The organism is Microcoleus sp. S28C3 (genome assembly GCF_036700785.1).
GTDB classification, from domain to species: domain Bacteria; phylum Cyanobacteriota; class Cyanobacteriia; order Cyanobacteriales; family Microcoleaceae; genus Microcoleus; species Microcoleus asticus.
In genome coordinates this window covers 1-24,902 of sequence record NZ_JAUBPO010000040.1, presented here as the reverse complement: position 1 = coordinate 24,902, position 24,902 = coordinate 1, and the positions used below count along the sequence as shown (strand labels likewise).

Annotated in this window: 21 protein-coding genes and 1 riboswitch; of the genes, 11 read left to right on the top strand and 10 right to left on the bottom strand. The window is 47.1% G+C overall.

Annotated elements, in window-relative coordinates:
- Positions 1-167: 167 nt before the first annotated feature.
- From QUA13_RS14105 to QUA13_RS14085, 5 genes are all read right to left on the bottom strand, one after another.
- A complete protein-coding gene (locus QUA13_RS14105; protein ID WP_172186091.1) occupies positions 168-809 on the bottom strand; it encodes an urea amidolyase associated protein UAAP2 in 642 nt (213 codons plus the stop codon).
- 77 nt (positions 810-886) lie between these two features.
- Complete coding sequence (locus QUA13_RS14100; RefSeq protein ID WP_333199381.1) at positions 887-1,615, bottom strand: urea amidolyase associated protein UAAP1; 729 nt, start codon at positions 1,613-1,615, stop codon at positions 887-889.
- A gap of 293 nt (positions 1,616-1,908) precedes the next feature.
- A complete protein-coding gene (locus tag QUA13_RS14095; RefSeq protein WP_333199379.1) occupies positions 1,909-2,685 on the bottom strand; it encodes an ABC transporter ATP-binding protein in 777 nt (258 codons plus the stop codon).
- Positions 2,686-2,878: 193 nt separating this feature from the next.
- Positions 2,879-3,730, bottom strand: a complete 852-nt coding sequence (locus tag QUA13_RS14090) for an ABC transporter permease (protein ID WP_333193413.1) — start codon at positions 3,728-3,730, stop codon at positions 2,879-2,881.
- 109 nt (positions 3,731-3,839) lie between these two features.
- Positions 3,840-4,907, bottom strand: a complete 1,068-nt coding sequence (locus QUA13_RS14085) for an ABC transporter substrate-binding protein (protein WP_333199377.1) — start codon at positions 4,905-4,907, stop codon at positions 3,840-3,842.
- A gap of 144 nt (positions 4,908-5,051) precedes the next feature.
- A riboswitch (guanidine-I (ykkC/yxkD leader) is annotated at positions 5,052-5,206 on the bottom strand.
- A 526-nt stretch (positions 5,207-5,732) separates the two neighbouring features.
- Between QUA13_RS14085 and atzF the strand changes: the two genes are divergently transcribed.
- Together atzF and QUA13_RS14075 are read left to right on the top strand one after the other, a co-directional pair.
- Entirely contained in the window at positions 5,733-7,547 is a 1,815-nt protein-coding gene (gene atzF, locus QUA13_RS14080) for an allophanate hydrolase (RefSeq protein WP_333199375.1), read from the top strand.
- 40 nt (positions 7,548-7,587) lie between these two features.
- On the top strand, positions 7,588-8,334 hold the full coding sequence (locus QUA13_RS14075) for a calcium-binding protein (RefSeq protein ID WP_333199373.1): 747 nt from the start codon (positions 7,588-7,590) through the stop codon (positions 8,332-8,334).
- 168 nt (positions 8,335-8,502) lie between these two features.
- Here the strand turns inward: QUA13_RS14075 and QUA13_RS14070 are convergent, their stop codons facing one another.
- Positions 8,503-8,685: a hypothetical protein gene (locus QUA13_RS14070; protein ID WP_333199420.1), complete on the bottom strand. Its 183-nt coding sequence runs from the start codon at positions 8,683-8,685 to the stop codon at positions 8,503-8,505.
- Here QUA13_RS14070 and truB point away from each other — a divergent pair.
- From truB to QUA13_RS14050, 4 genes are all read left to right on the top strand, one after another.
- Positions 8,642-9,583 (top strand): tRNA pseudouridine(55) synthase TruB, encoded by a 942-nt coding sequence (gene truB, locus QUA13_RS14065; protein WP_333199371.1) that lies wholly within the window; start codon positions 8,642-8,644, stop codon positions 9,581-9,583. The two genes, QUA13_RS14070 and truB, sit on opposite strands and share 44 nt — an antisense overlap.
- Positions 9,584-9,730: 147 nt before the next feature.
- Positions 9,731-9,961 carry a membrane protein insertion efficiency factor YidD gene (gene yidD / locus QUA13_RS14060; RefSeq protein ID WP_172190019.1) on the top strand — a complete coding sequence of 77 codons (231 nt, stop codon included), beginning with the start codon at positions 9,731-9,733 and terminating at the stop codon, positions 9,959-9,961.
- A gap of 216 nt (positions 9,962-10,177) precedes the next feature.
- Positions 10,178-11,392 carry a response regulator gene (locus QUA13_RS14055; protein ID WP_333199368.1) on the top strand — a complete coding sequence of 405 codons (1,215 nt, stop codon included), beginning with the start codon at positions 10,178-10,180 and terminating at the stop codon, positions 11,390-11,392.
- Between the two features lie 109 nt (positions 11,393-11,501).
- Positions 11,502-12,488 (top strand): glycosyltransferase, encoded by a 987-nt coding sequence (locus QUA13_RS14050; RefSeq protein ID WP_333199365.1) that lies wholly within the window; start codon positions 11,502-11,504, stop codon positions 12,486-12,488.
- 383 nt (positions 12,489-12,871) lie between these two features.
- Here the strand turns inward: QUA13_RS14050 and QUA13_RS14045 are convergent, their stop codons facing one another.
- Together QUA13_RS14045 and QUA13_RS14040 are read right to left on the bottom strand one after the other, a co-directional pair.
- Positions 12,872-13,201, bottom strand: coding sequence for an iron-sulfur cluster assembly accessory protein (locus QUA13_RS14045; RefSeq protein WP_333199364.1), 330 nt, complete (start codon positions 13,199-13,201; stop codon positions 12,872-12,874).
- A 148-nt stretch (positions 13,202-13,349) separates the two neighbouring features.
- Positions 13,350-13,769 (bottom strand): phosphomannose isomerase type II C-terminal cupin domain, encoded by a 420-nt coding sequence (locus QUA13_RS14040; protein WP_172190009.1) that lies wholly within the window; start codon positions 13,767-13,769, stop codon positions 13,350-13,352.
- A gap of 546 nt (positions 13,770-14,315) precedes the next feature.
- Between QUA13_RS14040 and gltB the strand changes: the two genes are divergently transcribed.
- Positions 14,316-18,902: a glutamate synthase large subunit gene (gene gltB / locus QUA13_RS14035; RefSeq protein WP_333199361.1), complete on the top strand. Its 4,587-nt coding sequence runs from the start codon at positions 14,316-14,318 to the stop codon at positions 18,900-18,902.
- Positions 18,903-19,079: 177 nt separating this feature from the next.
- Here the strand turns inward: gltB and QUA13_RS14030 are convergent, their stop codons facing one another.
- Positions 19,080-19,625: a hypothetical protein gene (locus QUA13_RS14030; protein WP_333199359.1), complete on the bottom strand. Its 546-nt coding sequence runs from the start codon at positions 19,623-19,625 to the stop codon at positions 19,080-19,082.
- Positions 19,626-20,095: 470 nt separating this feature from the next.
- Here QUA13_RS14030 and QUA13_RS14025 point away from each other — a divergent pair, with 470 nt between their 5' ends.
- Positions 20,096-20,374 carry a XisI protein gene (locus QUA13_RS14025; protein WP_333199416.1) on the top strand — a complete coding sequence of 93 codons (279 nt, stop codon included), beginning with the start codon at positions 20,096-20,098 and terminating at the stop codon, positions 20,372-20,374.
- A 49-nt stretch (positions 20,375-20,423) separates the two neighbouring features.
- Here the strand turns inward: QUA13_RS14025 and QUA13_RS14020 are convergent, their stop codons facing one another.
- Positions 20,424-21,194, bottom strand: a complete 771-nt coding sequence (locus QUA13_RS14020) for a class II glutamine amidotransferase (RefSeq protein WP_333199357.1) — start codon at positions 21,192-21,194, stop codon at positions 20,424-20,426.
- 538 nt (positions 21,195-21,732) lie between these two features.
- On the opposite strand from QUA13_RS14020, the gene QUA13_RS14015 reads away from it, so the two are divergent.
- The 3 genes from QUA13_RS14015 to QUA13_RS14005 all read left to right on the top strand — a co-directional run bounded on the left by QUA13_RS14015 (position 21,733) and on the right by QUA13_RS14005 (position 24,672).
- Positions 21,733-21,951, top strand: coding sequence for an ATP-binding protein (locus QUA13_RS14015; protein ID WP_333199414.1), 219 nt, complete (start codon positions 21,733-21,735; stop codon positions 21,949-21,951).
- Between the two features lie 78 nt (positions 21,952-22,029).
- The gene (locus tag QUA13_RS14010) at positions 22,030-23,949 is read left to right on the top strand and encodes an iron uptake porin (protein WP_333199355.1); all 1,920 of its coding nucleotides are present in this window, start codon (positions 22,030-22,032) and stop codon (positions 23,947-23,949) included.
- Between the two features lie 393 nt (positions 23,950-24,342).
- The gene (locus tag QUA13_RS14005) at positions 24,343-24,672 is read left to right on the top strand and encodes a hypothetical protein (RefSeq protein ID WP_333199353.1); all 330 of its coding nucleotides are present in this window, start codon (positions 24,343-24,345) and stop codon (positions 24,670-24,672) included.
- Positions 24,673-24,902 lie beyond the last annotated feature (230 nt).

Sequence of the window (24,902 nt, the reverse complement as noted above, 5' to 3'; positions counted from 1 at the left end):
AATTGTTAATTAGTAATTGTTAATGGTAATTGGTAATTGGTGTCTGCTTACATCTTGTACTATCTTGAAGAACAGGCAAGATGCCTGTTCCACAAAGAGTGAATTTTCTTGTGGGGTGGGCTTCTAGCCCGCCCTAAAAAGATTGCGGAGGCAGTACCCACGCTATTTTACACCGCATCCCAAACAATCAACTGAATCGGCGTAGGATTATAAGCATTGCAAGGATTGTTCATTTGCGGGCAGTTAGAAATAGCAACTAGCGCGTTCATTTCGGCTCGCAAATCAACTGTACTTCCCGGATCGGAGATGCCGTCAACAATTTCAAGCGTGCCATCTTCGCTAACCGGAACATTCATAAAGAAGTTGATATTGCTGACTAAATCTCGCTTGCCTAAACCGTAGGGAAGAATTGCGGCGAGGAAATTTTCAACACAGGCGTGCTGGTATTTTTTATCTAGCCCAAACCGCACCGAATTGCTCTCGCAGCTACAGGCGCCGCCGGAGGTATCGTGCCGCCCGCAGGAGTCAGCAATTATGGTCATAATGGCTCGCCCTTCATTGGAAATGAGTTGGCTGTTTGTAGTGACAAAGATGTTGCCTTGATTGACGATCGTATCGGGGGCGCTGTAGCGTTCGGACGGGTCATCGGCATTGTAAACTAAAAAATCTACTGCTTGATTTCCGCCTAAATCTACAATCCGAAGAATCTGTCCTTTTTTGATGACGCGAGACCAGGGATGTCTGGCGGGTAAAACTTCGTTATAAATTGCAGTTTTTGGATCGAGGATTTGTTGAGTAGTTGCAGTCATGGTTCACTTTTTGTGATGGAATTGCAGAATTTTTTACCGCCGATTGGTGCGGACAATATTGAGTGCTGGAATCGAGTCTATTGTACGAACAAAGCATCAGTGTTGATAAAACCGCGCACAGCTTCCGGGTTGGCGGTGCGGCACAAGTCGTCTGGTGCGGGTGCGGGGGTTTTCACAATCTGAATTTGGATGGGTTTTGGATCGTAAATTGAACCCGGATGCAGGATGTGGGGGGTGTTAGAAATAATTGTTAGTACGTTCATTTCGGCTCGCAAATCGATAAAACTACCTGGTTTTTTGTAGCCTTCGCGAAACTCCATCGTGCCGTCTGGTTTGACGGCAATGCGAGTAAATAAGTTGAGGTTAGGCATGATGTCTTTTTTGCCCAATCCCCACCGACTTAGGGCTTTAAGGAAGTTGTCGCGGGAGTTTTTCCAGTCTCCTTCGCCGTATTTTTTGGCATTGCTAATGGCGTTACTGCATCCTCCTAGCAAATCGTGACAGCCGGAGGTGTCTTGGGTGATGGAAAATAGGATGCGTCCCATGTCTGTGTAGAGCACCATGCCTTGTTTGAGAAAGGCGTTGAATTGAATTTTGGCGGTGTCTGCTGCGTTGAAACGTTCGATCGCATTGTCGGCGTTGTAGCACAGCATGGAAACGCCGCGAGAGCCTTCTAAATCGGTGATTCGCAGGGTGTTTCCCCGCTTGATGACCCCCGACCAGTACGCGCCGCCCGGTACGGTTTCTTCGACTAATACGAGGCTTGAATCGATTTGTGAGTTTGGGTCGATCGATAGTTGCACCATAAGTTCCTCTTGATGTATTTGGGTAGGTCAGCGAAATAAAACAATAATATTTTGTAGCGGCACAACCCGCCCTCTCCCAAAGTAATATTTATTTCCACTGATATCTTGCACCATTCTCAAGAACGGGCAAGATGCCCGTTCCACAATAAAATTGAGTTTTGTGGAACGGGCAAGATGCCCGTTCCTAAATAGGTAATTGACAATGCTGCAAGATGTTAAGTTTCCACTTACTTAGGTTTGCCGTTGTACTGTTGGCGCGGGTGCAAAAAGTGCAATTACAAACCTATTTCTATTTAAGCAGCCATTGCAACTGCTTCCTGTCCGTGTTTCCGCATCAAATCCATGAGTTCGTCGCGGTAATCGTGGAATTTGGCGTGGCGTTTAACGCTCGGAGTGCGATCGGGCAAATTAATCGACATTTCCTTTCTCACTGTACCGGGACGAGCGCCCAAAGCATAAATCCGATTGGAAAGAAACACCGCTTCTTCGACATCGTGGGTAATCATAAAGATTGTAATCTGAGTGCGGCGCCACAAATCGAGCATGAATTCGTGCATCGATTCTTTAGTGTGGATATCCAATGCGCCGAAAGGTTCATCCATTAATAACACTTTAGGTTCAGAAGCGAGGGCGCGGGCGATCGCCACCCGCTGTTTCATCCCGCCCGACAATTCCTTCGGCAGCGACGAAGCAAACTGCGTCAATCCTACCACACTCAAATAATAGCTCGCTTGTTCGCGCCGCTTTTTCTTGGAAACGCCTTGAAGTTTGAGGCCAAACTCGGCATTTTCCTGCACGTTCATCCAAGGATAAAGAGTGTAATGCTGAAATACCATACCTCGATCCGGCCCAGGCGAAACAACTTCTTTGCCTTCAATTTTCACTTCCCCTGTTGTCGGCTTGTCCAATCCCGCAATCTGCCTCAACAGAGTAGATTTGCCCGAACCGGATGCGCCTACCGCGCAGATAAATTCGCCTTGCTTGATGCTCATGTTGATGTCCTTGAGGACAACTAATTTACCCTTTTTCGTTTCAAAGTTTTTGTGCAGATTGTTGATTTGCAGAAACATGAGTTTATCCTCTGTGATTTAAGTAAAAAATTGATTTTTTCATTCCCAAAATAGGTCTATTTTAGGAATAAAAACGATAGGAATTGAGTCTTTTTATTTTAGGTTGATAGCACTCCCTTCATCCATCTTCCTGACATCCGTTACATCCGTTACATAATCCGTTGCCGAACTTCCTTCTTCCTTCAACATCTGCTTACTGTTTCTGACTTGACCATTTACAAGAAACCCGCAGCAGATATTGAAAAAGCAAGTCAAAAGTCAGTCCGATCGCCCCAATGACAATCAGCCCCACAAAAATTTCATCGGTTCGGAGAAATCGACCGGCGACGCTGATCCGGCGGCCTAAGCCTTCGGTTGCCGCAATCAACTCCGAGACAATTACCAATTGCCAAGCCGCAGCTAAGTTGATGCGGCTAGCATCAAGAATTCCCGGCAAAACGTGAGGAAAAATAACTTGAGTTAGGATTTCCCAGCGATTTCCGCCCAACATATAAGTAGCTTCGATCAAGTCTTTTGGAACAAACTTGACTGTATCCATCACCATCAGCGAATTGAAGAAAAAGACACCGATAAATATCAGGGTAATTTTGGGTTCTTCGCCGATTCCCAAGTAGAGAATTAGTAGGGGAATGAATGCTGGTGCGGGCATATATCGCATCAAGCCGAACATGGGTTCTAGCAAGGCGCGAATGCTGGGAAAACTGCCCATCAGCACGCCAATTGGTATGGAAAAAACCAAGGCGAACAGAAAGCCCACTCCCACCCGCCACAAACTCGCTACTGTGTCTTTCAAAAGTTCGCGAGTGTTCCACAGCCGACCAAATGCCTCTAAAACTTTGCCGGGGGAAGGCAAAAATTTGGGGTCTACGTTGGCGAAGGTTGTTACTAGCCACCACAGCAGCAGCGGCAGTGCGATCGATGTTACCGTTAACCCAATATTCAGGGGTTGTGGTATCTCTTCCGCAATCCGCCAGAAAACGGTGGGATTTAGGTTTTTTTGCTTGAGGTGGGATTGGATCGATCGGGGTTCGGGATTGGGTGGCATAATTTAATTGCAGAACGGTTTAGCGAGTAACTTTAGTAGGTTTTGGGGATTGAAAAAAAGGAATATTTTTGAAATTTTCTTGTGTCTGCAAAATCCTAAATTCTGCCTTCTAGCTTCTACCTTCGGCATAAGCTTTTATAAAGCGATCGTCAAATAATGTGCTGATATCTGGTTGGGTTTTTGCTAAATTGACATCGACGAGGAATTTAGTCATTTCTGCCGCCGCAAACTGCAATGATGTCATGTCATTGCCCGGTTGGAAAGCTTTCAAGTTTTCCTCAACCGTAAATATCTTAGTGCCGTTTTCATATTCTTTGTATTCCTCAACGCTAACTCCGGCGCGGTTGGCTAGAATCTCGTAAGATTTCTCTTTATTTGATTTCATGTATTCCAAGGTTGCAAACCATGAATTGACCAGGGCTTGCACTCGATCGGGGTGTTCGCCGATAAACTTTCGCGTGAATACCAAATGGTCGGAAATCGCCCCCGGAAAATCTTTGGAACTAAACAGTTCCTTGCTGTTCGAGCGTTTTAATGCCTGCGTGGTAAACGGCGCAAATACTGCCACCGCATCGACTTGCCCTCCGACGAAAGCCGCCGCAGCTTTGCCGGTTTCCAGCGGTACAAATTGAATGTCCCGCACTGATAAACCTGCTTTTCTCAGCCCTAACAATAAGAGAAAGTGATCGACTGTACCTTCCTCTGCTGCAACTTTTTTGCCTTTCAAATCGGCAACAGAATTGATGCCTTCGGCGACAATAACTTTGTCATTTCCCGTCGAGTTGTCGTTGACTAAAACAATTACTTGGTCGGCGCCGCCTGATATGGAGTTTACTGTATCGCCGAGGGTTTGGCTGTTAGCATTTATCTGTCCTGCTGTGAGGGTGCTGATAGATTCTAAGTAGCCGTCAAACCATTTTAAGTCTACAGGAACATTGTTGGCTTCAAATATCTTTTGTTCTTTGGCAATTTGCCAAGGAAACCAGCCGGGCCACGCGCTGAATCCGAGGCTAACTGCATCAGCACTTACTGAAGATGCTGCTTCGCTTTCAGTCGTGGTTTTGATATAAATTGCCGGGTTGACGCAGCCGACAGCGAAAAACAAGGTGATGAAAAATATGGCGCAGTAGCACAAGGGCGATCGCATTATTTTTGGGGAGCAATATCGGATATTCATAGCATATTCTGGTTGCTGGTTAAAAGTGAATATGTCGATCGAGCTTTTGCACCTTCTTTGGCTTCCTTAGCTTCCGCAAACCCCCTTGATATACAAGGATAAAGCCCGAGAGCTAACGAACCGAGTCTTGCTGACCGATCGCGTTTCTCCCGGGCTTTTATCCCGCCGTGTAACTGGCTAGTGTTTCCCTCTAATTAATAAAATATTGGGATGACCAGTCTGCTTCTCTCGGACCAGCACTTGAACTTTCTAAGCTGAGTTAGAAACTGATTCAAATCGGAACCCTAGAAGCTGTTAAATTTTTTCGGTTTTTGTCTGTATAAGTCCTGTTTGCAACCCAAGGAGTTATTCGAGACTGTTGGTAACAGCAATGCACTTAGCTTTTTGAAAGGTAAGCATACTGTAGGGTGCAATCCTACTAGATTGGTACGTTTCAAACGGTAACAGCAAACTCGATAATAAAATGTGTAAAATGTTACAAAAAATGGTTTTTCTCGGATTTGTCAAATTAAGGTTTTTAGCAGATTAAACCGGGCGGTTGGAAATCGCGAAGTTTACGGGCACCCAGACTTGCACCCACAAGGCAAGGGTTGAATATTTTTTGAGAAATATTTCGATCGCCATAGACTAGATGCGGAGGCGATCGACAATGCGGTAAACTAACCTTCTATTTGTAATAACGATCGCCAAACACAGCCTGTGAAGTAATTTCTTCAATCGAAAATCTAAAATCTAAAATCGATCGATCGCCCAGCAAAGCCTGTAAACCCAATTGTTCAATCGAAAATCTAAAATCTAAAATCTAAAATCGACTGACGGTGCATTATGGAAAAATTTAACTACAGTCACAGTCTCGACATTCATTCGCTGCTCGATCGCTACCGCACCGGCTCAATCGCGCCTGCAGATGCGATCGCGAGCGTGTACGATCGGATCGAACGCTATGCAGATCCGGCAGTATGGATTTATTTAGCACCGCAGGGGGAAACCCTCGAACGCGCCAAAGCCTTGGAAAACCTAGACCCGCAACAATTGCCGCTCTACGGAATACCTTTTGCGATCAAAGATAATCTCGATTGGGCCGGCGTTCCCACTACGGCGGGATGTCCGGAGTTTGCTCGCACTCCAGCGCGATCGTCCGCAGTCGTAGAGCGCCTGTGCGCGGCAGGTGCGATCGCGATCGGCAAAACAAACATGGATCAATTTGCCACAGGATTAGTGGGAACCCGCACGCCTTATGGAGTTTGTCGCAATCCCTTCGATCGGCGCTACATCCCCGGCGGATCGAGTTCCGGTTCCGCCGCCGCAGTCTCGGCCGGATTGGTGAGTTTTGCTCTGGGTACCGATACCGCAGGCTCGGGGCGGGTTCCCGCTGCTTTTACCAACATTGTCGGGCTGAAGCCAAGTTGCGGCTCGCTCAGCACTCGCGGCCTGCTGCCGGCGGTGCGATCGCTCGATTGCGTTTCAGTGTTCGCTCTCACCTGTGCGGATGCGGCCTCCGTGCTGCAAGTAGCCAGCGGTTTTGACGCTGAGGATGCGTTTTCGCGTCGCCCTGAAACGAAAGTTTTGCCGGATTTATCCAGCTTGCGGGTGGGAGTTCCCGGAGACGGCGAACTCGAATTTTTCGGGAATGCAGAAGCCGAACAGCGCTACCGAGAGGCGATCGCGCGCTTGCAATCATTGGGCTGCACGATCGCACCTATTGACTTCAAACCCTTTGCAGATGCTGCCGAACTGCTCTACGGCGGGCCTTGGGTAGCAGAAAGGTTGGCCGCGATCGGCGATTTCCTCGACGCGCACCCAGAGGATATCGATCCGATCGTCTACGAAATTATCAGCGGCGGCAAACGCTACGATGCCGTCTCTGCCTACCGCGCGTCGTACCGGTTGGCCGAGCTCCGCAAGCTTGCAGAAATTCAGTGGCAGTCAATGGATGTGTTGGCGGTACCCACGACAGGCACGATTTATACTGTCGCAGAAGTTGCAGCCGAGCCGATCGCGCTCAACACCAATCTCGGGCGCTACACGAACTTTGCAAATTTGCTCGATTTGTGCGCGATCGCAGTTCCCAGCGGGTTTCAAAGCAGCGGATTGCCCGCAGGATTGACACTGATGGCTCCTGCGTGGCACGATTTATCGCTCTGCCGCCTGGGAGCTGCTTTCCACGCCAGCTTGGGGGGAACTTTGGGCGCAACCGACCTACCGCTGCCAACCCTCCCGGAACCCGTCATCGCAGCTAAACCTTCCTCAGAAGAACGAGTCAAAATAGCTGTAGTTGGCGCTCATTTGAGCGGTGAGCCACTGAATTATCAACTAATCGAGGGGGGAGGCATTTTGGTTCGCGCCTGCCGTACCAACCCGATTTACAAGCTGTACGCTTTGACGGGTACTGCTCTGGGCAAGCCGGGATTGGTGCGTCAGATAGATGGCGGTAGCGCGATCGAGGTGGAAGTTTGGGAGTTGTCGATCTCCGCTTTCGGCGGATTTGTCGCTAAAATTCCCCCGCCGCTGGGAATTGGTACGCTGGTGTTGGAGGACGGCTCTATGGTGCAGGGCTTTTTGTGCGAATCTTATGCTGTGGCGGATGCGATCGATATTTCCGAGCTCGGTGGTTGGCGAGCTTACCACTTCCGGTTTTAAGTTAAGTTAGAATTGCAAATTTCTACGCATCTTCAGCATCATGGCAACAGCAGCACCATCACAGCCAATTCCCAGAGTCACAACCCCAACCCCCACCACCGGTACGAGTCCCGGAGGGGCAGCTAGCGGCAGGAGTGGCACCAGTGGCCCCGACTCCCTCAGAGGTACTGGGGGCGCTGACTTGATATTTGGTTTGGGTGGCCCTGACACCATTTTCGGCTTAGGGGGAAACGATTCCCTCTACGGCGGCGACGGCGATGACTCAATTCTGGGCGACGTTGGCAATGACATACTGTTCGGCGGTGCCGGCCGCGACAGCGTTTTGGGCGGCGTGGGCGACGAGACTTTCTACGGTGGCAAAGGTTCTGACTCGGTAAGCGGCGAGGACGGCAATGATTTGCTGTTTGGCAACCAAGACAACGATATTTTGTTGGGCGGCGCGGGTAATGACACGTTTTTTGGGGGTGCCGGCGATGACTCGCTGGTTGGTGGCATCGGCGATGACTGTTTATCGGGCGATCGCGGCAATGATACTTTAACAGGCGGCGCCGGAAACGATACTTTTGCGATCGGGCGTTTGACAGAGGGGGACGTGATTACAGATTTTACTAATGGTACCGATCAAATTCGCTTGACTGCCGGCCTCACCTTTAGCCAACTCACCATTTCCGCTGGGGCAGGAACTTCGCCGAGTACAATTATTCAGCTTACAAGCACCAAGCAAACTCTGGCTACTTTATTCGGAGTTGCCCGCGCTTCTATCAGTCAGGCCGACTTTATTCTTTAATTGGGAAGAGGTAATTGGGAATTGGGAATTGATCATTGGGCTGGGGGGGACTTTTTAGTTTTAAGTTTTTAATGTTGAACTTTTTAACTAAAAACCACTTTCCCTTGTGAGTAACGTTAGCTTTATCGAGCAAAAAGAAAGCAATTTTAAAACTTTTAATATTCTTTTTTATTGCTTGTTTCTATCAGTTAAATTCCATACATTGCCCGTTGCATTCTTCCTTCTTCCTTCTTCCTTCTTCCTTCTTCCTTCTTCCCTGTTCCTTCTTCTTTCTTCCTTCTTCCTTCTTCCTTCTTCCTTCTTCCTAATGACTACTGACGGTTTTCTCAATCTCAACAAACCTGCGGGCATGACATCTCACGACTGCGTGGGGCGAGTGCGCCGGCTATTGAAACTCAAGCGAGTTGGACACGGAGGAACCCTCGATCCTGCTGTGACTGGCGTTTTACCGATCGCCCTGGGCAAAGCAACCAGACTGCTGCAATTTCTCCAACACAATAAAGCTTACCGAGGCACGATTCGGTTTGGCTTAACTACTGCTACTGACGATTTAGAAGGAGAAGTTATCCATTCTCGACCGGTGCCAGAGTTGAGTTTGGAAAAAGTGCAAGCTGCACTGCCAAAGTTTATAGGAAAAATTGAGCAGTTTCCACCGAGTTTTAGTGCTGTTCAGGTGGGAGGAAAACGCCTTTATGAGTTAGCAAGAAAAGGCGAAACTGTGGAGGTTGCTGCTAGGAATGTTGAGGTTTTTCGCCTGGAAATTTTGGATTGGCGATCGGGGGATTTTCCTGAATTGGATTTGTCGATCGCCTGCGGGGCCGGTACTTACGTTCGGGCGATCGCGCGGGATTTGGGCGCTGTGTTGAATGCAGGCGGTACTTTAGCCCGTTTGACTCGCACTGAAAGTAGCGGTTTTTCGATCGACCAAAGTCTAAGTTTTGAAGAATTAGAACTGCAATTGCAGGAGGATAAATTCTGCCCGATTTTGCCATCGGCGGTTTTAGGACATTTAGGCGCGATCGTTCTTTCCCCTGAATATACCAAACGCTGGTTTCAAGGACAACGCCTCCCAATTCCCGAAACGCCGATCGGGGGAGATGAGGAAACTAGCAACAATCCCCTCCACAACCCAATACTCCAACCTCCCTATCCCTTGCAGGTTTACGATCGAGACGGTAAATTCTTAGGTATCGGTCAAGTAGCGAACTCAGAGACAAGTACCATATTATCTCCTCAAATTGTGCTTTAGTTATCTAAAAAAAATGAAAATAGGTATAATTGGTACTGGAAAAGTTGGCGGAATTCTAGCTGCTGGGAATGCCCTCGATTCACCTAGTTTACAGCGGTACAGAACGAGATTTTGCTATTAATCTAATCAATCGCTGAGGTAAAAATTGTGAAAATATTGCTGATCGGATTAATCCGAGGCTACAAAATGGGGATTTCTCCTTACCTACCTAACGCTTGTAGATTTCAACCGAGTTGTTCGCAATACGCGATCGAAGCAATAGAAAGATTTGGGGCGGGCCGCGGCGGCTCGATGGCGGTTAAGCGGATTTTGCGCTGTCATCCTTTTCATCCAGGGGGTTACGATCCAGTACCTCCGAAAGATAGCGAGGGGAATTAGTTATTAGTCAGAAGCAGTATTTTTTTTGTTAGTTAATAGTGCAAATAGGCGTTGCATCTTCATAGCTAAAACTCCTGAGGGGAATCACTCCCTGAGGGGGGTAAATTGGCAGGATTAGTTGTTTTTATTGACCCAAATTCAGTAATATTACTGTTATATTTCACAACTGAGCAGCGATATAATGGTACAAACAGAGTACAGGGGATGCGAGTTGATATGTCTGCTACCGCAATCGGATACAAAATGTTGTCCCATACTCTGGCTGTACTCAGCCAGAAACAAGCAACGGGGAAATTGTTGTTAGAACAAGGGGAACAACAGTGGCAACTTTACTTTTTTCAGGGTTGTTTGGTTTATGCCACAGGAGGAACGCACAGATCGAGGCGCTGGTACAGGGCGATCGGGCAACACTGTCGAAACTTTCAAGTGGATCTCAGAGACCTAGATGCTGGAGAACTCTGGGAATATCAACTGCTTCAGCGAGGGGTAGCAGCCAGCGAAATGAGTTTAGAACAAGCAAAGGCGATCGTCCACACCAGCCTTTCGGAAGTGTTCTTTGCTCTGATGGGTCAATCGGGTTTGCGCCGCGAGTGGCGTCCGTCCCAAAAATATTTTTCTACAATTACCTCTTCTTTACTGCTGTCTTTGACGGAAGTAGAGAAGATTATGTGCTCTACACAACAAATTTGGCAGAAGTGGAAAGAAATGGGTTTGTGGCTGGTAGATCCAGAACAAGCACCGCTTTTAAAAGCGTCGGCCCAGTTGCAGGAAAATCGATTTAGTTCTAATTCTTTGATCGCTTTGGCTAACGTATTTAACGGCGAGAATACTCTTTGGGATATTGCATTTAAGAAAAAGCAGTGCGTGACAGTGGCAACTCGCGCTTTAATTAATTACATGAAGCAAGGTTTAGTAAATTTCCGAACAGTACCAGACTTGCCGTCACCTATAGAACAGTGGCGCCTTGCCGCGGCGATCGCCCAACCGGGTCGCCCTTTGATTGCCTGTGTCGATGACAGTCCGACAGTATGCGAATTTTTAGAGCAAATTTTATTACCGGAGGGGTATCGAGTCCTAAAAATTCAAGACCCGATGCAGGGAGTGGGCATCCTGGCCAAACACAAGCCTGCTTTAATTTTTATGGACGTGGTGATGCCCAAGACAAGCGGCTTTGCTTTGTGCAATTTTTTGCGGAAGACACCGGCTTTTCGGGAAACTCCGATCGTGTTTTTGACCGGTAAAGACAGTATAATTGACCGCACGCGAGCGAAATTTACAGGTGCTTCCGATTTTTTGAGCAAGCCGGCCGATCCAGAACAGGTTTTGCAAATAGCTGACAAGTATTTGAAGGTAAAAGGCGATCGCCACCCTTTAGCAATTCGCCGCCCTGATATATTGAACTCGCACCAATTTACCTTGGCAAATTCTTGAACCCCAATTATACTCAAAAAGCATCGCTTATCGGGTGCGTCAGCCTCCGGGGCACCCTACTAAAATATAAAATTTAAAATGGTATAATCCATCAAACTAGATATTAATTATGAGCGACCGAACCCCACAGGTAAGCGTGGTGATTCCGGCTTACAACTGCGCTGCTTACGTCGGCAAAGCAGTAGATAGCGTGCTGCACCAAACAATTGCTGACTGGGAAATTATTGTAGTAGACGACGGCTCCCGAGACGACACAAATTTAGTTTTAGAGAAATATGGCGATCGAATTCGCTACATTTACCAACAAAATCAAGGAGTTTCGATGGCCAGAAATCGCGGCATCGAACTAGCGCGAGGAGAATTCATCGCATTTCTAGATGCAGATGACTACTTTTTTCCCGACAAATTAGCCGCACAAATGGCTGTATTTGCAGCGAAACCACATCTAGGAATAGTCCACAGCGGCTGGCGTCTAGTCAACAGTAAAGGCGAACCGCTAAAAGATGTCAAGCCCTGGCAAAACGTCCCTAAATTAGACTTAGAAATGTGGCTCAGATGGAAACCAGTATTACCCAGCGCGATGGTATTTCGCCGGCATTGGTTAGAGCGCGCCGGGGGATTTGACCCTCGATTTCCCCCCGCAGAAGATACAGATTTAGTGCTGCGTTTAGCCTTAATGGGATGCGAAGCAGAGTGGCTGCAGCAAGTAACTGTTTGCTACCGCCAGCACGAACAAAGCGCCATGTACAAAGGTTTACCCCAGGCTAAATCCCTCGCTGCAGTCATGGACAATTTTTTTTCCCGCCCCGAATTGCCGGATAAAATACGTTTGTTGGAAAAGCAAATCAAGTACAGTACCTTAGTTTGGATTGCTTGGTATTTGCACCGCACCGGTCATTCTGTTGAGATGGTAGAGTTTTTGCAGCGTTCTTGGAATTATACGCCTTATTTGCCTGTGGAAACAGTAATTAATTGGGTGGAATGTTTCGCCGAATTTTCGCAGGATGCGGGCAATGAATTGGATGCAGATTTGTTAGCTCAATCTCCCGAATGGCAGCAGTTAATGCAGTGGACTATTCTCGGTACGCCAGCTTGATTAAAAGCTTGAAAAGAGGACTTTAATCCTGACTACAAACCAGCTTTTGGTGAGGTCTGTTCGCGAATTAAATAGGATTGCTATATCACCCGCTTCAGTTTCGCTGCCATAGTCGCGATATGTTCTTGGATAATTTCTTGATGCTTATTGACGGCTTCTTGTGATGTAAACTCCTACCCATGTTTTGCTCCCACCCGCACCCAGGCGTTTCCTTCTGCTTCCAGCATTCTTAACTCATCGAGTTGTGTAAGTGCTCTGCCTTCCATGGTGTATATCTCCATTGCCGTCAATTCCTAATTCTGAACAGGCGTCGATATTGATAGTCTCGGCTTATTTGAAGGTTTTTTGGACTTTTTCTAAGTCTTTGAGTGTCATCTTAGGGATTATTCCCTGGCAGAAAAGGAGTTGCCGCAGCTACAGCTTTGGGCGGCATTGGGATTGTGAAATCGAAAACCTCCGCCCATCAAGTCTTCTGAATAATCCAAGGTGAGGTCATTGAGATATTTTAAGTGCTGGGGGTCGATCGCAACGGAAATTCCCTCCGACTCGCATACAGCGTCTTCTGGGGCTGGCGCATCGTCAAATGCCATTGTATAAGACAAACCCGAGCAGCCGCTCGATTCCACGCCCACACGAAATAAAGCATTGGGGTTCGGATGCTTCGACTTGAGGCGCGTTACTTCTGTTGCTGCTGTTTTGCTCAGATGAATCATTATGAGTAATTGGTAATTGGTAATTGGTAATAATTTGGGAGTAGTGTTGAGTTTTGAGAAATTTAGAGTGCGCCTAGCCCTGCACCTTACCCGGAGAATGTAGGGTGCGCCGCAGCGCACCTTACCGCTATATCTTTAGGAACTTGAGTTACTTAGCCTTTTCATTACGAGCATAATCGTCTTGAAAGCGGATAATATCATCTTCTCCGAGATATTCGCCATTCTGCACCTCAATTAAAATCAGGGGGATAACTCCCGGATTTTCCAGGCGGTGAGAAGTGCACTGAGGAACGTAGGTAGACTGATTGGTAAACAGAACAATTTCTGTTTCGCCGCAAGTAACTTTTGCAGTACCAGAAACCACGATCCAGTGTTCGCTTCGGTGGTGGTGCATTTGCAGGCTGAGGCGGTGTCCGGACTTAACTTCGATCCGCTTAATTTTATATCCTGGGCCTTCTTCTAAAGTTGTAAATGAACCCCAAGGCCGCAATTCTGTAGCGGCTATTCCGTTGGGTGCAGCAGGTGCGTGCAGAGTAGATACTTGAGAAATTTCTTGAATCTGTACCATGATTTTCACTCCTTGAGGATTCCTTGCTGAATCCTTTGGTAAACGACGTTGGATTGTGATATTAGCTAATTTATCCTTAAAACCGAAGTCCGATCGCGCGAACCGGTTAGCGGACTGTAGAGTTTTGCACTTTTGTATGCTCTGCCCGATCGACCCACCTTGACCACCATAGCAAAATCATCACAGCAGTTGTAACCCCGTATTTGCGATCGCCCCAATCTACATCAAATCTTCATTCTCAAAGGCCTGTGCTTTAAATAAGCTTAACGGGGAGACAGGGAGAACGAGAGACTGGGAGACTGGGAGACTGGGGGATTGGGGGATTGGGGGAGAGAAAGAGTGTGAGGGAGGGGGAGAGGAAGAGATTTTTCTTCTGACTAATGACTAATGACTCATGGCTAATGAATCATGACTGCTGAGATATAACAATTTTCTTAAGCTTAAAAGTTACAAGCAGACATAATTAGAAAATACAGATTAGGTACAATAAAAAGCTCGGTACTCTGCCGATCGCAATTTTTTCGTCAATTTTAGGAAAACATCAAAATGAACAGCAACGAACTGCCAGCAAAACAAGGCCTATACGATCCGCAGTTCGAGCACGACGCTTGCGGAGTCGGGTTCATCGTACACATGAAGGGTAACCAATCCCACGAAATTGTCGAGCAGGCACTGACAATCCTCTTGAACCTCGACCACCGGGGCGCGTGCGGCTGCGAACCCAACACCGGAGACGGGGCGGGCATTTTGATGCAGGTGCCCCACAAGTTTCTCAAGAAAGTAACGGCGGCCCTAAACATCGAACTTCCAGAAGCCGGCGAGTACGGCGTCGGCGCGATTTACTCGTCGCCAAATCGAACTGAACGGGAAAACGGTCAGCGCATTTTTGAGGAAATCGCGGCAGAAGAAGGCCAGGAAGTGCTCGGCTGGCGAGATGTTCCCACGGACAACTCGTCCCTCGGCGAAACCGCCAAATCTAGCGAACCCTTTATGCAGCAAGTGTTCCTGCGGCGCGCCGCAGGTATCGACGAGGCGGCTTTCGAGCGGAAACTATACGTCATCCGCAAACGGGCTCACAACGCCATCCGCAGGACTAACACAGACCCCTACTGGTACAATTCCACTCTCTCGTGCCGGACGATCGTCTACAAGGGTATGTTAATGCCCGTGCAAGTCGGCGATTACTATCCCGATTTGCACGACCCCGACATGGAAAGCGCTCTAGCCCTGGTTCACTCGCGCTTCAGCACGAATACTTTTCCGAGCTGGGAACGATCGCACCCTTACCGCTACATCGCCCACAACGGCGAAATTAACACGATGCGCGGCAACATTAACTGGATGCACGCGCGGCAATCGCTGTTCGAGTCGGAGTTGTTCGGAGACGATTTGAAGAAAATCCCGAATTTAATCAACATCGAAGGTAGCGACTCGACGATTTTTGACAATGCTTTGGAATTGCTGACTTTGGCTGGGCGTTCTTTGCCGCACGCTGTAATGATGATGATTCCGGAACCTTGGACAGCCCACGAGTCGATGAGTGACGAGAAAAAGGCTTTCTACGAATACCATTCTTGCTTGATGGAACCTTGGGACGGCCCAGCTTCGATCGCCTTTACCGATGGTACTTCGATCGGGGCCGTGCTCGATCGCAACGGTTTGCGCCCTTCCCGCTACTGCGTTACCAAAGACGACTTGGTAATTATGGCATCGGAAGCCGGAGTTTTGCCGATCGCCCCAGAACGAATTGCATCCAACGGCCGCTTGCAACCGGGCCGGATGTTCCTGGTAAATACCGAGGAAGGCCGCATCGTCTCTGACGAGGAAATTAAAACCAAAATCGCTACAGAACATCCGTACCGCCAGTGGATCGACCAGCACATGGTCGAAATCGCCAAACTGAAAGATGCGCCGGCATTGCCAGAATCCCACCCCGAAACATTGATCCAGCGGCAAATGGCCTTTGGCTACACCTTTGAAGAACTGCGGTTGCTGTTAGCACCGATGGCGAAAGATGGCGTGGAAGCTGTCGGCGCGATGGGTGCGGATACGCCGCTGGCGGTGCTTTCCAACCGCCCAAAACTGCTTTATGAATACTTCCAGCAGTTGTTTGCTCAAGTTACCAATCCGCCGATCGATTCTATCCGCGAAGAAATTGTAACTTCTGCCGAAACTACGATCGGCGCTGAACGCAATTTGCTCAAACCAGAACCGGAAAGCTGTCATTTGATTGAACTGAAAACGCCCATTCTCAGCAATGAAGAATTAGCTAAGCTCAAACACGTAAATGAGGGCAATTTCCGGTCGATTACACTACCGATTTTGTTTGACCCCAAAAGCGGGGTAAAAGGTCTGGAACAAGCCTTAGAAGAGGTTTTTGCAGCAACAGACAGCGCGATCGCCTCCGGGGTGAATATCATCATTTTGAGCGATCGGGGTATCAGTCCCGACCAAGCCCCTATTCCGGCGCTGCTGGCAGTTGCGGGCCTGCACCACCACTTGATCCGCAAAGGAACGCGGACGCGGGCGGGACTCGTTCTCGAATCCGGCGAACCGAGGGAAGTGCATCACTTTGCGACACTTATTGGATATGGTTGCGGCGCGATTAATCCGTATTTGGCTTTTGAGACGATCGCCGATTCGATCCGCGAAGGATTGCTGCTAAATGTCGAGTACAAAACTGCTTGCAAAAACTACGTCAAAGCGGCAACTAAAGGTGTGACGAAAGTTGCCTCGAAAATTGGGATTTCCACAATTCAAAGTTATCGCGGCGCGCAGATTTTTGAGGCAATCGGCTTAAACAAATCCGTAGTCAATAAATACTTTGCTTGGACAGCCTCGCGGATTGAAGGCGTAGACCTCGAAGTCCTCGCCCAAGAAGCTATTTTGCGCCATACTCACGCTTTCCCAGACCGCCCATCCAGCGGACATACTCTCGATGTCGGCGGCGAATATCAGTGGCGGAAAGAAGGCGAGGCGCATTTGTTTAGTCCGCAGACAATTCACGCGCTGCAAAAGTCGGTGCGCGAGGGCAGTTATACGCTTTTCAAACAGTATTCTGGGCTGGTAAACGAACAAAACCAGCAGCATTTTACCTTGCGCGGTTTGTTGCAATTCAAGCAGCGGGAATCGATACCGATTGAGGAAGTTGAGCCGATCGAATCTATTCTCAAACGCTTTAAAACTGGGGCGATGAGTTACGGTTCGATTTCTAAAGAAGCCCACGAATCTCTGGCGATCGCCATGAACCGCATTGGTGGCAAATCGAACACCGGTGAAGGGGGGGAAGACTCGGAACGCTACACTTGGACCAACGATCGCGGCGACTCGAAAAACAGCGCGATCAAACAAGTTGCTTCCGGGCGTTTCGGCGTTACCAGCTTGTACCTTTCCCAAGCGCGGGAACTGCAAATCAAGATGGCGCAAGGCGCGAAACCCGGTGAAGGCGGACAGTTGCCCGGTAAAAAAGTATACCCGTGGATTGCCAAGGTGCGGAACTCGACTCCGGGTGTGGGATTGATTTCGCCTCCTCCTCACCACGACATTTATTCGATCGAAGATTTGGCCGAATTGATTCACGACTTGAAAAATTCCAACCGGGAAGCGCGGATCAGCGTCAAACTCGTGTCGGAAGTTGGAGTCGGGACGATCGCGGCCGGGGTTGCAAAAGCCCACGCCGATGTGGTGTTGATTTCCGGCTACGACGGCGGAACCGGCGCTTCGCCGCAAACTTCGATCAAACACGCCGGTTTACCTTGGGAATTGGGACTGGCGGAAACTCACCAAACTTTGGTACTCAACAATCTTCGCAGCCGGATTGTCGTGGAAACTGACGGTCAAATGAAAACCGGCCGCGATGTAGTAATTGCTGCACTCCTTGGCGCTGAGGAATTCGGTTTTGCGACCGCGCCGCTGGTGACATTGGGCTGCATCATGATGCGCGTTTGTCACCAGAACACTTGCCCGGTGGGCGTGGCGACGCAAGACCCGCTGCTGCGGAAAAATTTTACCGGCGACCCCGATCACACGGTAAACTTTATGACTTTCATTGCGCAGGAAGTCCGGGAAATTATGGCGCAGTTGGGCTTCCGCACGCTGAATGAAATGGTTGGCCGCACTGATGTTTTGGAACCTCAGCAAGCTGTGGAACACTGGAAGGCTAAGGGTTTGGACTTCTCCAAAATCCTTTATCAGCCGGAGGTTGGGGCGGATGTCGGGCGCTATTGTCAGATGGCGCAGGATCACGGTTTAGAAAAGTCGATCGACATGACTGTGTTGTTGGATTTGTGCAAAGGTGCGATCGAAAACGGTGAAAAAGTCCACGCCAAACTGCCGATTACCAATGTCAACCGCGTTGTCGGCACAATTCTCGGCAACGAAATCACCAAGCGCAACTGGGAAGGTTTGCCGGATGGCACGGTGCACCTGCACTTCCAAGGCAGCGCCGGGCAAAGCTTTGGCGCATTCGTGCCCAAGGGAGTCACCCTGGAGCTCGAAGGCGAAGCTAACGACTATTTGGGCAAAGGGCTCAGCGGCGGCAAGATTATCTTGTATCCGTCGCCAGCTTCTACCTTTGTCGCTGAGGAAAACGTGATTGTCGGTAACGTAGTGCTTTACGGCGCGACTGCTGGTGAGGTTTTCATCCGAGGGATGGCGGGCGAACGTTTTGGGGTGCGTAACTCTGGCGTTAACGCAGTAGTTGAAGGTGTGGGCGATCACGGTTGCGAGTACATGACTGGCGGCAAAGTTGTAGTTTTGGGCGAAACCGGGCGCAATTTTGCAGCGGGTATGAGTGGCGGTGTTGCTTACATTTTGGATGAAGCGGGGGATTTTGCTACTCGCTGCAATATGTCGATGGTGGATTTGGAAAAATTGGAGGATGTTGAGGAAATTAGCGATTTGCGGCAGATGCTTCAAACTCACGTTGATTTGACTGGAAGTGCGAAGGCATCGAAGGTTCTGGCTGCGTGGGATGAGATGGTGCCGGTGTTTGTGAAGGTGATGCCGAGGGATTATAAGCGGGTGTTGCAGGCTATTGAAAGGGCGATCGCATCGGGTTTAAGCGGTGATGATGCGCTGACGGCTGCGTTTGAAGAAAATGCTCGCGATGTCGCTCGGATTGGCGGCAGCTAGTCCAAGAAACCGGGTTTCTGCGATAATCTTGGCATCCTCACCAAGATTTAGTGAAGAAACCCGGTTTCTGACTCTTAGGCGATCGACCCTAATCCAAGAAACCGGGTTTCTGCGATAATTTAAGCATTCTCATGCCCGATTTTGGTGAGAAACCCGGTTTCTGACTCCCCCGGTTTCTCAAGTTGATGTATTAACTAAATTTTGAATAAATTTAGCCACAATATCATTGAACCAACCAGTAACCTCCTTACAAATTTCTATCTCATCATCTGAGATGTCAATGTCAGAGGCATTCTTAGGATGAGTAATTCTATGCCTAATTGCAAGAGCTGTTTGAAAATTTTTCCATGTAGTTGTTCCAATTCCAAGTTCAAGCTGCATTCTAAACAGACGGTTAACAACCTTCACTGTAAAACGAAGATTATCGGGAAGCCTCAGAAATTTTGTTTGAATACATATTTCGCCATTACCTTTTAGACCATAACTTTCATCGGCAAGCATCGCATATTCTGCAATAGTCATTGGCAGAACTCCCTTACGTGATCTTGCTTTAAGGCAAGTTTGCTTAATCAGCCAAATTATTCCTTCTATAGAAGCAAAAATGCTGCGGATGTATGCACGCCGAAAAAATTGCGTATTCGGCTCTTTATTAAGCAAAGCCTCTGCTTCTCCAGCATCTTCTAGAAGCTTTAACATTGGCTCTGTTATGTTTCCTAATTTCATTCTGACTTCACCTAGCACCAATCTTTTTGTAGTGTATGACTCGGTGGACTGGCTTACCAGTTCAGCAACTACACGCATACCAATAAATACTGAGGTTCACCATAACCATACTGTTATAGATAACTTTTAGCAATTCTCTAGCGGAAAACAACAGCCATGAACTTCTGTTTCGCAAATTTTTTTTTCAGCCAGGCCCTCACTAACAAATCAGCAAGTTAACTACATATTGATTTACATTTGCGTGACAAACACCTATCTTATCGTAGATTACCGAATATTTTATTTTCTGTCAATACCTACTCAAAAAATATTGATGATTTTCCAGTATCTACTACGCGACGTGAAAGTTTTTTTCCATCGCCAACTCGGTTATACAGACCTACAGTTAGACTTGTTAATAGTTTTGCTGCATAAGTAGAGGCAATTGTAAAATGGATAAACTAATCGAGTATCCCAAACTAATCTAGGGGATTTTAACCGAGTATGTAGAATTGTGCCGCCATCCTCAACCAGACATCGAGACATTCTTAATTACCGACGAACAAAACGGTCATTACATCTGGATGAATCTTGGCTGGCAAAAGGGCGATCGCATTACCAGTATCACTGTTTACGTTCGGATTCGCGATCGCAAATTCTGGATCGAGGAAGACTGGACAGAAGATGGGATTGCAACAGATTTTGTGCGTGCAGGGGTTCCCAAGGAAGATCTTGTGTTGGCATTTCACGAACCGGGAATGCGGCAATAAACAGATTTTGCAGCCGCTTCGTAGCGATCATTTAACTTAACTCCAGCGGTTAAAAATTGACCGGGCAACCATCCTGAAATACCAGCAATTCTCCCGGGTGAATTTGCGTCCAAACTTCGTTATCAGTCAGCGGAAAAGTGGCAATAACAGCCACGCGATCGTCCTCCTTTGTCAGTTCCCGGAAATCGACTGTAACATCCTCATCGATCGAGTGCGCGCTAGCAAAAGGTGCTTGTCGCACAATATAATGCAGATTAGTAGAACAATGTGCGAACAAGTGTTCTCCATCAGAAAGTAAATAATTAAAAATTCCGTACTCTGCCAAAGTTTTAGTGATTTCGTTCAGTACCGGGTAAATATCCGTCACACTAGGCTTATTTAGAGGGAAACTTTTTCGCAGCTTTTCTAATATCAAACAGAAAGCTTTTTCGCTGTCAGTTTTGCCAACAGGTTTGTAAACTCCGGCACATTCGGGATTAAAATTTTCGAGATTTCCATTGTGAGCGAACACCCAATAGCGCCCCCAAAGTTCCCGAATAAAAGGGTGGCAGTTTTCGAGAGCAATTTCGCCTTGGGTAGCTTTGCGGATGTGAGCAATGACGTTAGTTGAATGAATGGGATAGCGACGCACTACTTCAGCAACCGGAGAAGCAATCGCAGGTTTAGAGTCTATAAAAAGGCGACATCCCAAACCTTCAAAGAAAGCAATTCCCCAACCGTCTTGATGAACGTCTGTTCTGCCACCTCTTGCAGAAAAACCCTCAAACGAAAAGCAAATATCTGTTGGAACATTGCAGTTCATTCCCAGTAATTGGCACATAGCTTTTAAATTGGTGGAGTTTGAATGGATGTCGCAGCTATTGGCAGCTACCCATTGGCGATGATAGTATTATAGTATTAACGGGTTTAAATGAGTTAAATATACTTAATATTTTTGCTTTGTCAACCGTAATGATACAGAACTTAAAAAAGTTAGCGATCGCTAAAAAAATCGCTCGCGTTTCCCTCCTAACGATGTTAAGCGATAACTCGCTCGGCACTTTTTCCCGTGCAGACAGCTAGTATAAAGTGTTAGCCGATATCCGGGAAGGAATTGATAGCACTTTGATGATTTTGCAGCACCGTTTGAAGACCAATAATAACCGTTCGGCTATTCAACTTATCACAAATTATGGCTAGATTAGTTTTTTTAAATGCTATTAGAACTGAATTCGGTGTTTATGAATGGTTCTGAAAAAGGCGCTCGATGATTTATAAAAAGCTAAGCAAATGTGTATTTTTGCATCGATTACATCCGCACCAAACACCATTACTATTACTACACTATTACTACTTAGTTATATGAGCAAGAGCGAGATATTAGGATTAAAATCAAAGACAATGGCACAGGAGTGTCTGAGGAAATAATATCGCAGATTTTTGACCCTTCATTCACTACAACATCTGTTGGGAAAGCAACGGGAACCGGATTGTCAATCAGCCGTCACATAGTGGAAGAAACCGAGGGCGACAGTTTGACTTGTTCGTCGGTTTTGGGAGAAAAAACGGAATTTACGATCGCCCTTCATCTCGAATAGTGCGTGAAGCGTAGCTATCCCGTAGGGAATCGCCTTTTTTCTCACTTTTTTGGACAAATCTTAACAAAGTATAATAAAATGAAAAATCAAAAGTGCGATCGACAAATTTGGGAAATCCTTAGCAGCTTAATAGTAGGATTCGGATTGCAGGCATTATTGAGCGTTCCAGCATTAGCAGAAACGACAAATCCTGAAACAACAGCAAATAGTGCAAATTCCGAAGATCCAGTTAATGAATGGTATCAATTACCCGCACCGACCAATAATCTACCGGATAATGTCGATCGTAATCCCGATCGACAATCAGTCGAAAATTCTCACAATGTAGATGTAACTCCAGCGATAAACCCCACATCGGAGCCGCCCGTACCTATGGCGAGTGAGATAGAAACTCACATATCCGAAGCCAGCGAAACGCAGCCCGCAGAAATACCTCCGTTAGTTGAAGAAAATAAATTAGCAAATCCCCCATTAATTTACCCTACTGAAAACTCAATAGAACAAGTTACATCAGTTTCCCAACTCAGCGACGTACAGCCCACAGACTGGGCATTTCAAGCACTGCAATCCTTAGTAGAAAGATACGGCTGCATAGCTGGATACCCCGACGGAACCTATCGCGGAAACCGCGCCCTCACCCGCTATGAATTTGCAGCCGGAGTCAATGCTTGTTTAGATAAAATACGCGAGTCTATCGCCAAACAAACCCAAAACCAAGTAAATCGAAATGACTTGATAAAAGTGCAAACATTGCAAGAAGAATTTGCAGCAGAAGTTGCCACACTGCGAGGTCGAACTGACCTTTTAGAAGCGCGCTCTACAGAACTAGAAGCCAATCAATTTTCAACAACAACTAAGCTATCAGGATTCACCATTTTTGGAATACAAGGGCGCGCGCCCAACCGTGCAGACCGCGCTCCCAGAGACGGCAAAAGAGATACAAAAGATCCCGGTACAAATGTCAACATTATCAACCTAAATCAATTCTACTTAACCACTCAATTTAGTCCTCGCAGTAACTTATTAATCGGTTTTTACAACCAGAACGGAAGCAATTCACCACAATTAACCGAAGACGTAAACCTTGCTTATAATTTAGCCGAAACTTCTGGATTAACGGTCAGTGACCTCAACTACCGCTTTCTGGTCGGCGACAAATTGGCAGTGTTTGCAGGGACAGCAGGAGTTAACATGGTTACCGGTTTTCGAGGGCCGAATCGGGTCGAAAGTGCAGCTTCCGGCCCCCTTTCTGCCTTCGCCCAAAGAAACCCTATTTTGAACACTGGTTTGGGTTTAGGCGGCATCGGCATTGACTGGCAATTTGCGAATCGAGCCAGTTTGCAAGCAGTTTATTCTACTAACATTCCCGGATTCTTTGTTAGTTCTAACGGTTCTGAAGGACACAATACATTGGGTGTACAACTAACTCTGACACCAGCCGATCCTGTCGATCTTACTGTGTATTATGTTAACGATTATTCGCCGAACGGTAATCTGATTAATTTGGCGGGCGACGGCCAATTAACTGCTATCAATCCTAGCACAAATAAGTCAGCATCTCTGCAAACAAATGCAGTGGGAGCCAGTTTAAATTGGCGCCTTTCATCGCGAGTTTCTCTGGGAGGTTGGGCTGGTTATACTAATTCTCGCATTCCGGGTAAATCTGGTACAGTAGCAACTACAAATTATATGGTTTTTGTAAATTTTCCCGATTTGTTTAAATCAGGAAGTTTAGGAGGAATTTATATCGGGCAACCGCCTAAAATTGTCAGCAGCAATTTACCTACAGGCAATAACGTTCCTGATTTTTTAGATACGGGTTTAGGGCGATCGGGCGGGCAACCCGGAACGACTACTCATGTAGAGGTATTCTATCGCTGGCAGGTGAATGATAATATCAGCGTCACCCCTGGATTGATCTTGATTTTTCAACCCGGTCACACTCCCGATAGCGACCCGATCTCAGTTGGTGTATTGAGAACTTCATTTTCTTTTTAAGAGTGTAATGCTGTGGGGGGTTTTACTAGATCGATCGCGAATTGCAAACAATTTTGGTGAACCCGCCCCGGATGAACGGCCCCCAAGAAAATTTAATTTGGTGGAACCGAAATCCTGCCTGTTAAGCGAGAAAAGTGCTTTTCGGTCAGCAGACAGTGATTAAAACCCCAGCGGGATGTCCTAAGATTTTTTCTCAGTAAAAACCCGCTACTTTTACTGAAACTTTACATTTGGTAGTAATTTTCCCGTTTATATCTTTCTTCCTTACATACAAGTACGTAATTTTTAAGTAAAAAAAATACGCATAAACACGCTTGAAATATAAGTTTTGCTCATTTAATCTATTATTAAGACGCAGTAATAACAGTTCTTTAGGTTTAGGTTTAGATCAATATGATTAAATCAACGGGCTATTTTAGGTTCCTGGGCTTTGCTGTGATTTATGCTATGACTGCCTATCCGTGTCAGGCACAAACGACTGTCAAATCGCAGATAAATGTAACTGAAACACAAAATATCACAAGTACCGAGTCAGCAGATGTTGCTAAAACTTCTGCGAGCGATATCGGGAAAAATCCTAATATTTCTAAATCGTTTACCGTCTCAGAATTGAATACCACCCTTCCTAACTCTCGTCCTCCTATAACAACTCCTCAAAATAAATCTGTACGCACAAATCCCTTAGGATGTCGATTTTTTGATACTCCTTCAATGCAGCAATAAATGTTTCTGCATCTCTTGATAAATAGAATATCATGGCTGAATAGAGGTCGATCGCTTCCTAGCATCATCCTCTATTTATTTGCGCGATCGCGAAACTTACCAGGTACAGCCCATGCTAAAACAGACCACAATTTTCAGACAACTTCCTTTATCACTGTAGTTTAGACTAAATAAAGATGAGAAAGGTGGCTTCAGAAGAACTAGAGCCACCGCGCTGGGAGAGAATAAGG

Bases quoted from the DNA above. Each gene is read 5' to 3' on its own strand.
- QUA13_RS14040 (WP_172190009.1), bottom strand. From the start codon at position 13,769: ATGGTACAGATTCAAGAAATTTCTCAAGTATCTACTCTGCACGCACCT.
- QUA13_RS14020 (WP_333199357.1), bottom strand. From the start codon at position 21,194: ATGTGCCAATTACTGGGAATGAACTGCAATGTTCCAACAGATATTTGC.
- QUA13_RS14050 (WP_333199365.1), top strand. From the start codon at position 11,502: ATGAGCGACCGAACCCCACAGGTAAGCGTGGTGATTCCGGCTTACAAC.
- QUA13_RS14105 (WP_172186091.1), bottom strand. From the start codon at position 809: ATGACTGCAACTACTCAACAAATCCTCGATCCAAAAACTGCAATTTAT.
- QUA13_RS14005 (WP_333199353.1), top strand. From the start codon at position 24,343: ATGATTAAATCAACGGGCTATTTTAGGTTCCTGGGCTTTGCTGTGATT.
- QUA13_RS14055 (WP_333199368.1), top strand. From the start codon at position 10,178: ATGTCTGCTACCGCAATCGGATACAAAATGTTGTCCCATACTCTGGCT.
- gltB (WP_333199361.1), top strand. From the start codon at position 14,316: ATGAACAGCAACGAACTGCCAGCAAAACAAGGCCTATACGATCCGCAG.
- QUA13_RS14100 (WP_333199381.1), bottom strand. From the start codon at position 1,615: ATGGTGCAACTATCGATCGACCCAAACTCACAAATCGATTCAAGCCTC.
- QUA13_RS14030 (WP_333199359.1), bottom strand. From the start codon at position 19,625: ATGAAATTAGGAAACATAACAGAGCCAATGTTAAAGCTTCTAGAAGAT.
- QUA13_RS14095 (WP_333199379.1), bottom strand. From the start codon at position 2,685: ATGTTTCTGCAAATCAACAATCTGCACAAAAACTTTGAAACGAAAAAG.
- QUA13_RS14090 (WP_333193413.1), bottom strand. From the start codon at position 3,730: ATGCCACCCAATCCCGAACCCCGATCGATCCAATCCCACCTCAAGCAA.
- QUA13_RS14075 (WP_333199373.1), top strand. From the start codon at position 7,588: ATGGCAACAGCAGCACCATCACAGCCAATTCCCAGAGTCACAACCCCA.
- atzF (WP_333199375.1), top strand. From the start codon at position 5,733: ATGGAAAAATTTAACTACAGTCACAGTCTCGACATTCATTCGCTGCTC.
- QUA13_RS14085 (WP_333199377.1), bottom strand. From the start codon at position 4,907: ATGAATATCCGATATTGCTCCCCAAAAATAATGCGATCGCCCTTGTGC.
- truB (WP_333199371.1), top strand. From the start codon at position 8,642: ATGACTACTGACGGTTTTCTCAATCTCAACAAACCTGCGGGCATGACA.
- QUA13_RS14070 (WP_333199420.1), bottom strand. From the start codon at position 8,685: ATGCCCGCAGGTTTGTTGAGATTGAGAAAACCGTCAGTAGTCATTAGG.
- QUA13_RS14045 (WP_333199364.1), bottom strand. From the start codon at position 13,201: ATGATTCATCTGAGCAAAACAGCAGCAACAGAAGTAACGCGCCTCAAG.
- QUA13_RS14010 (WP_333199355.1), top strand. From the start codon at position 22,030: ATGAAAAATCAAAAGTGCGATCGACAAATTTGGGAAATCCTTAGCAGC.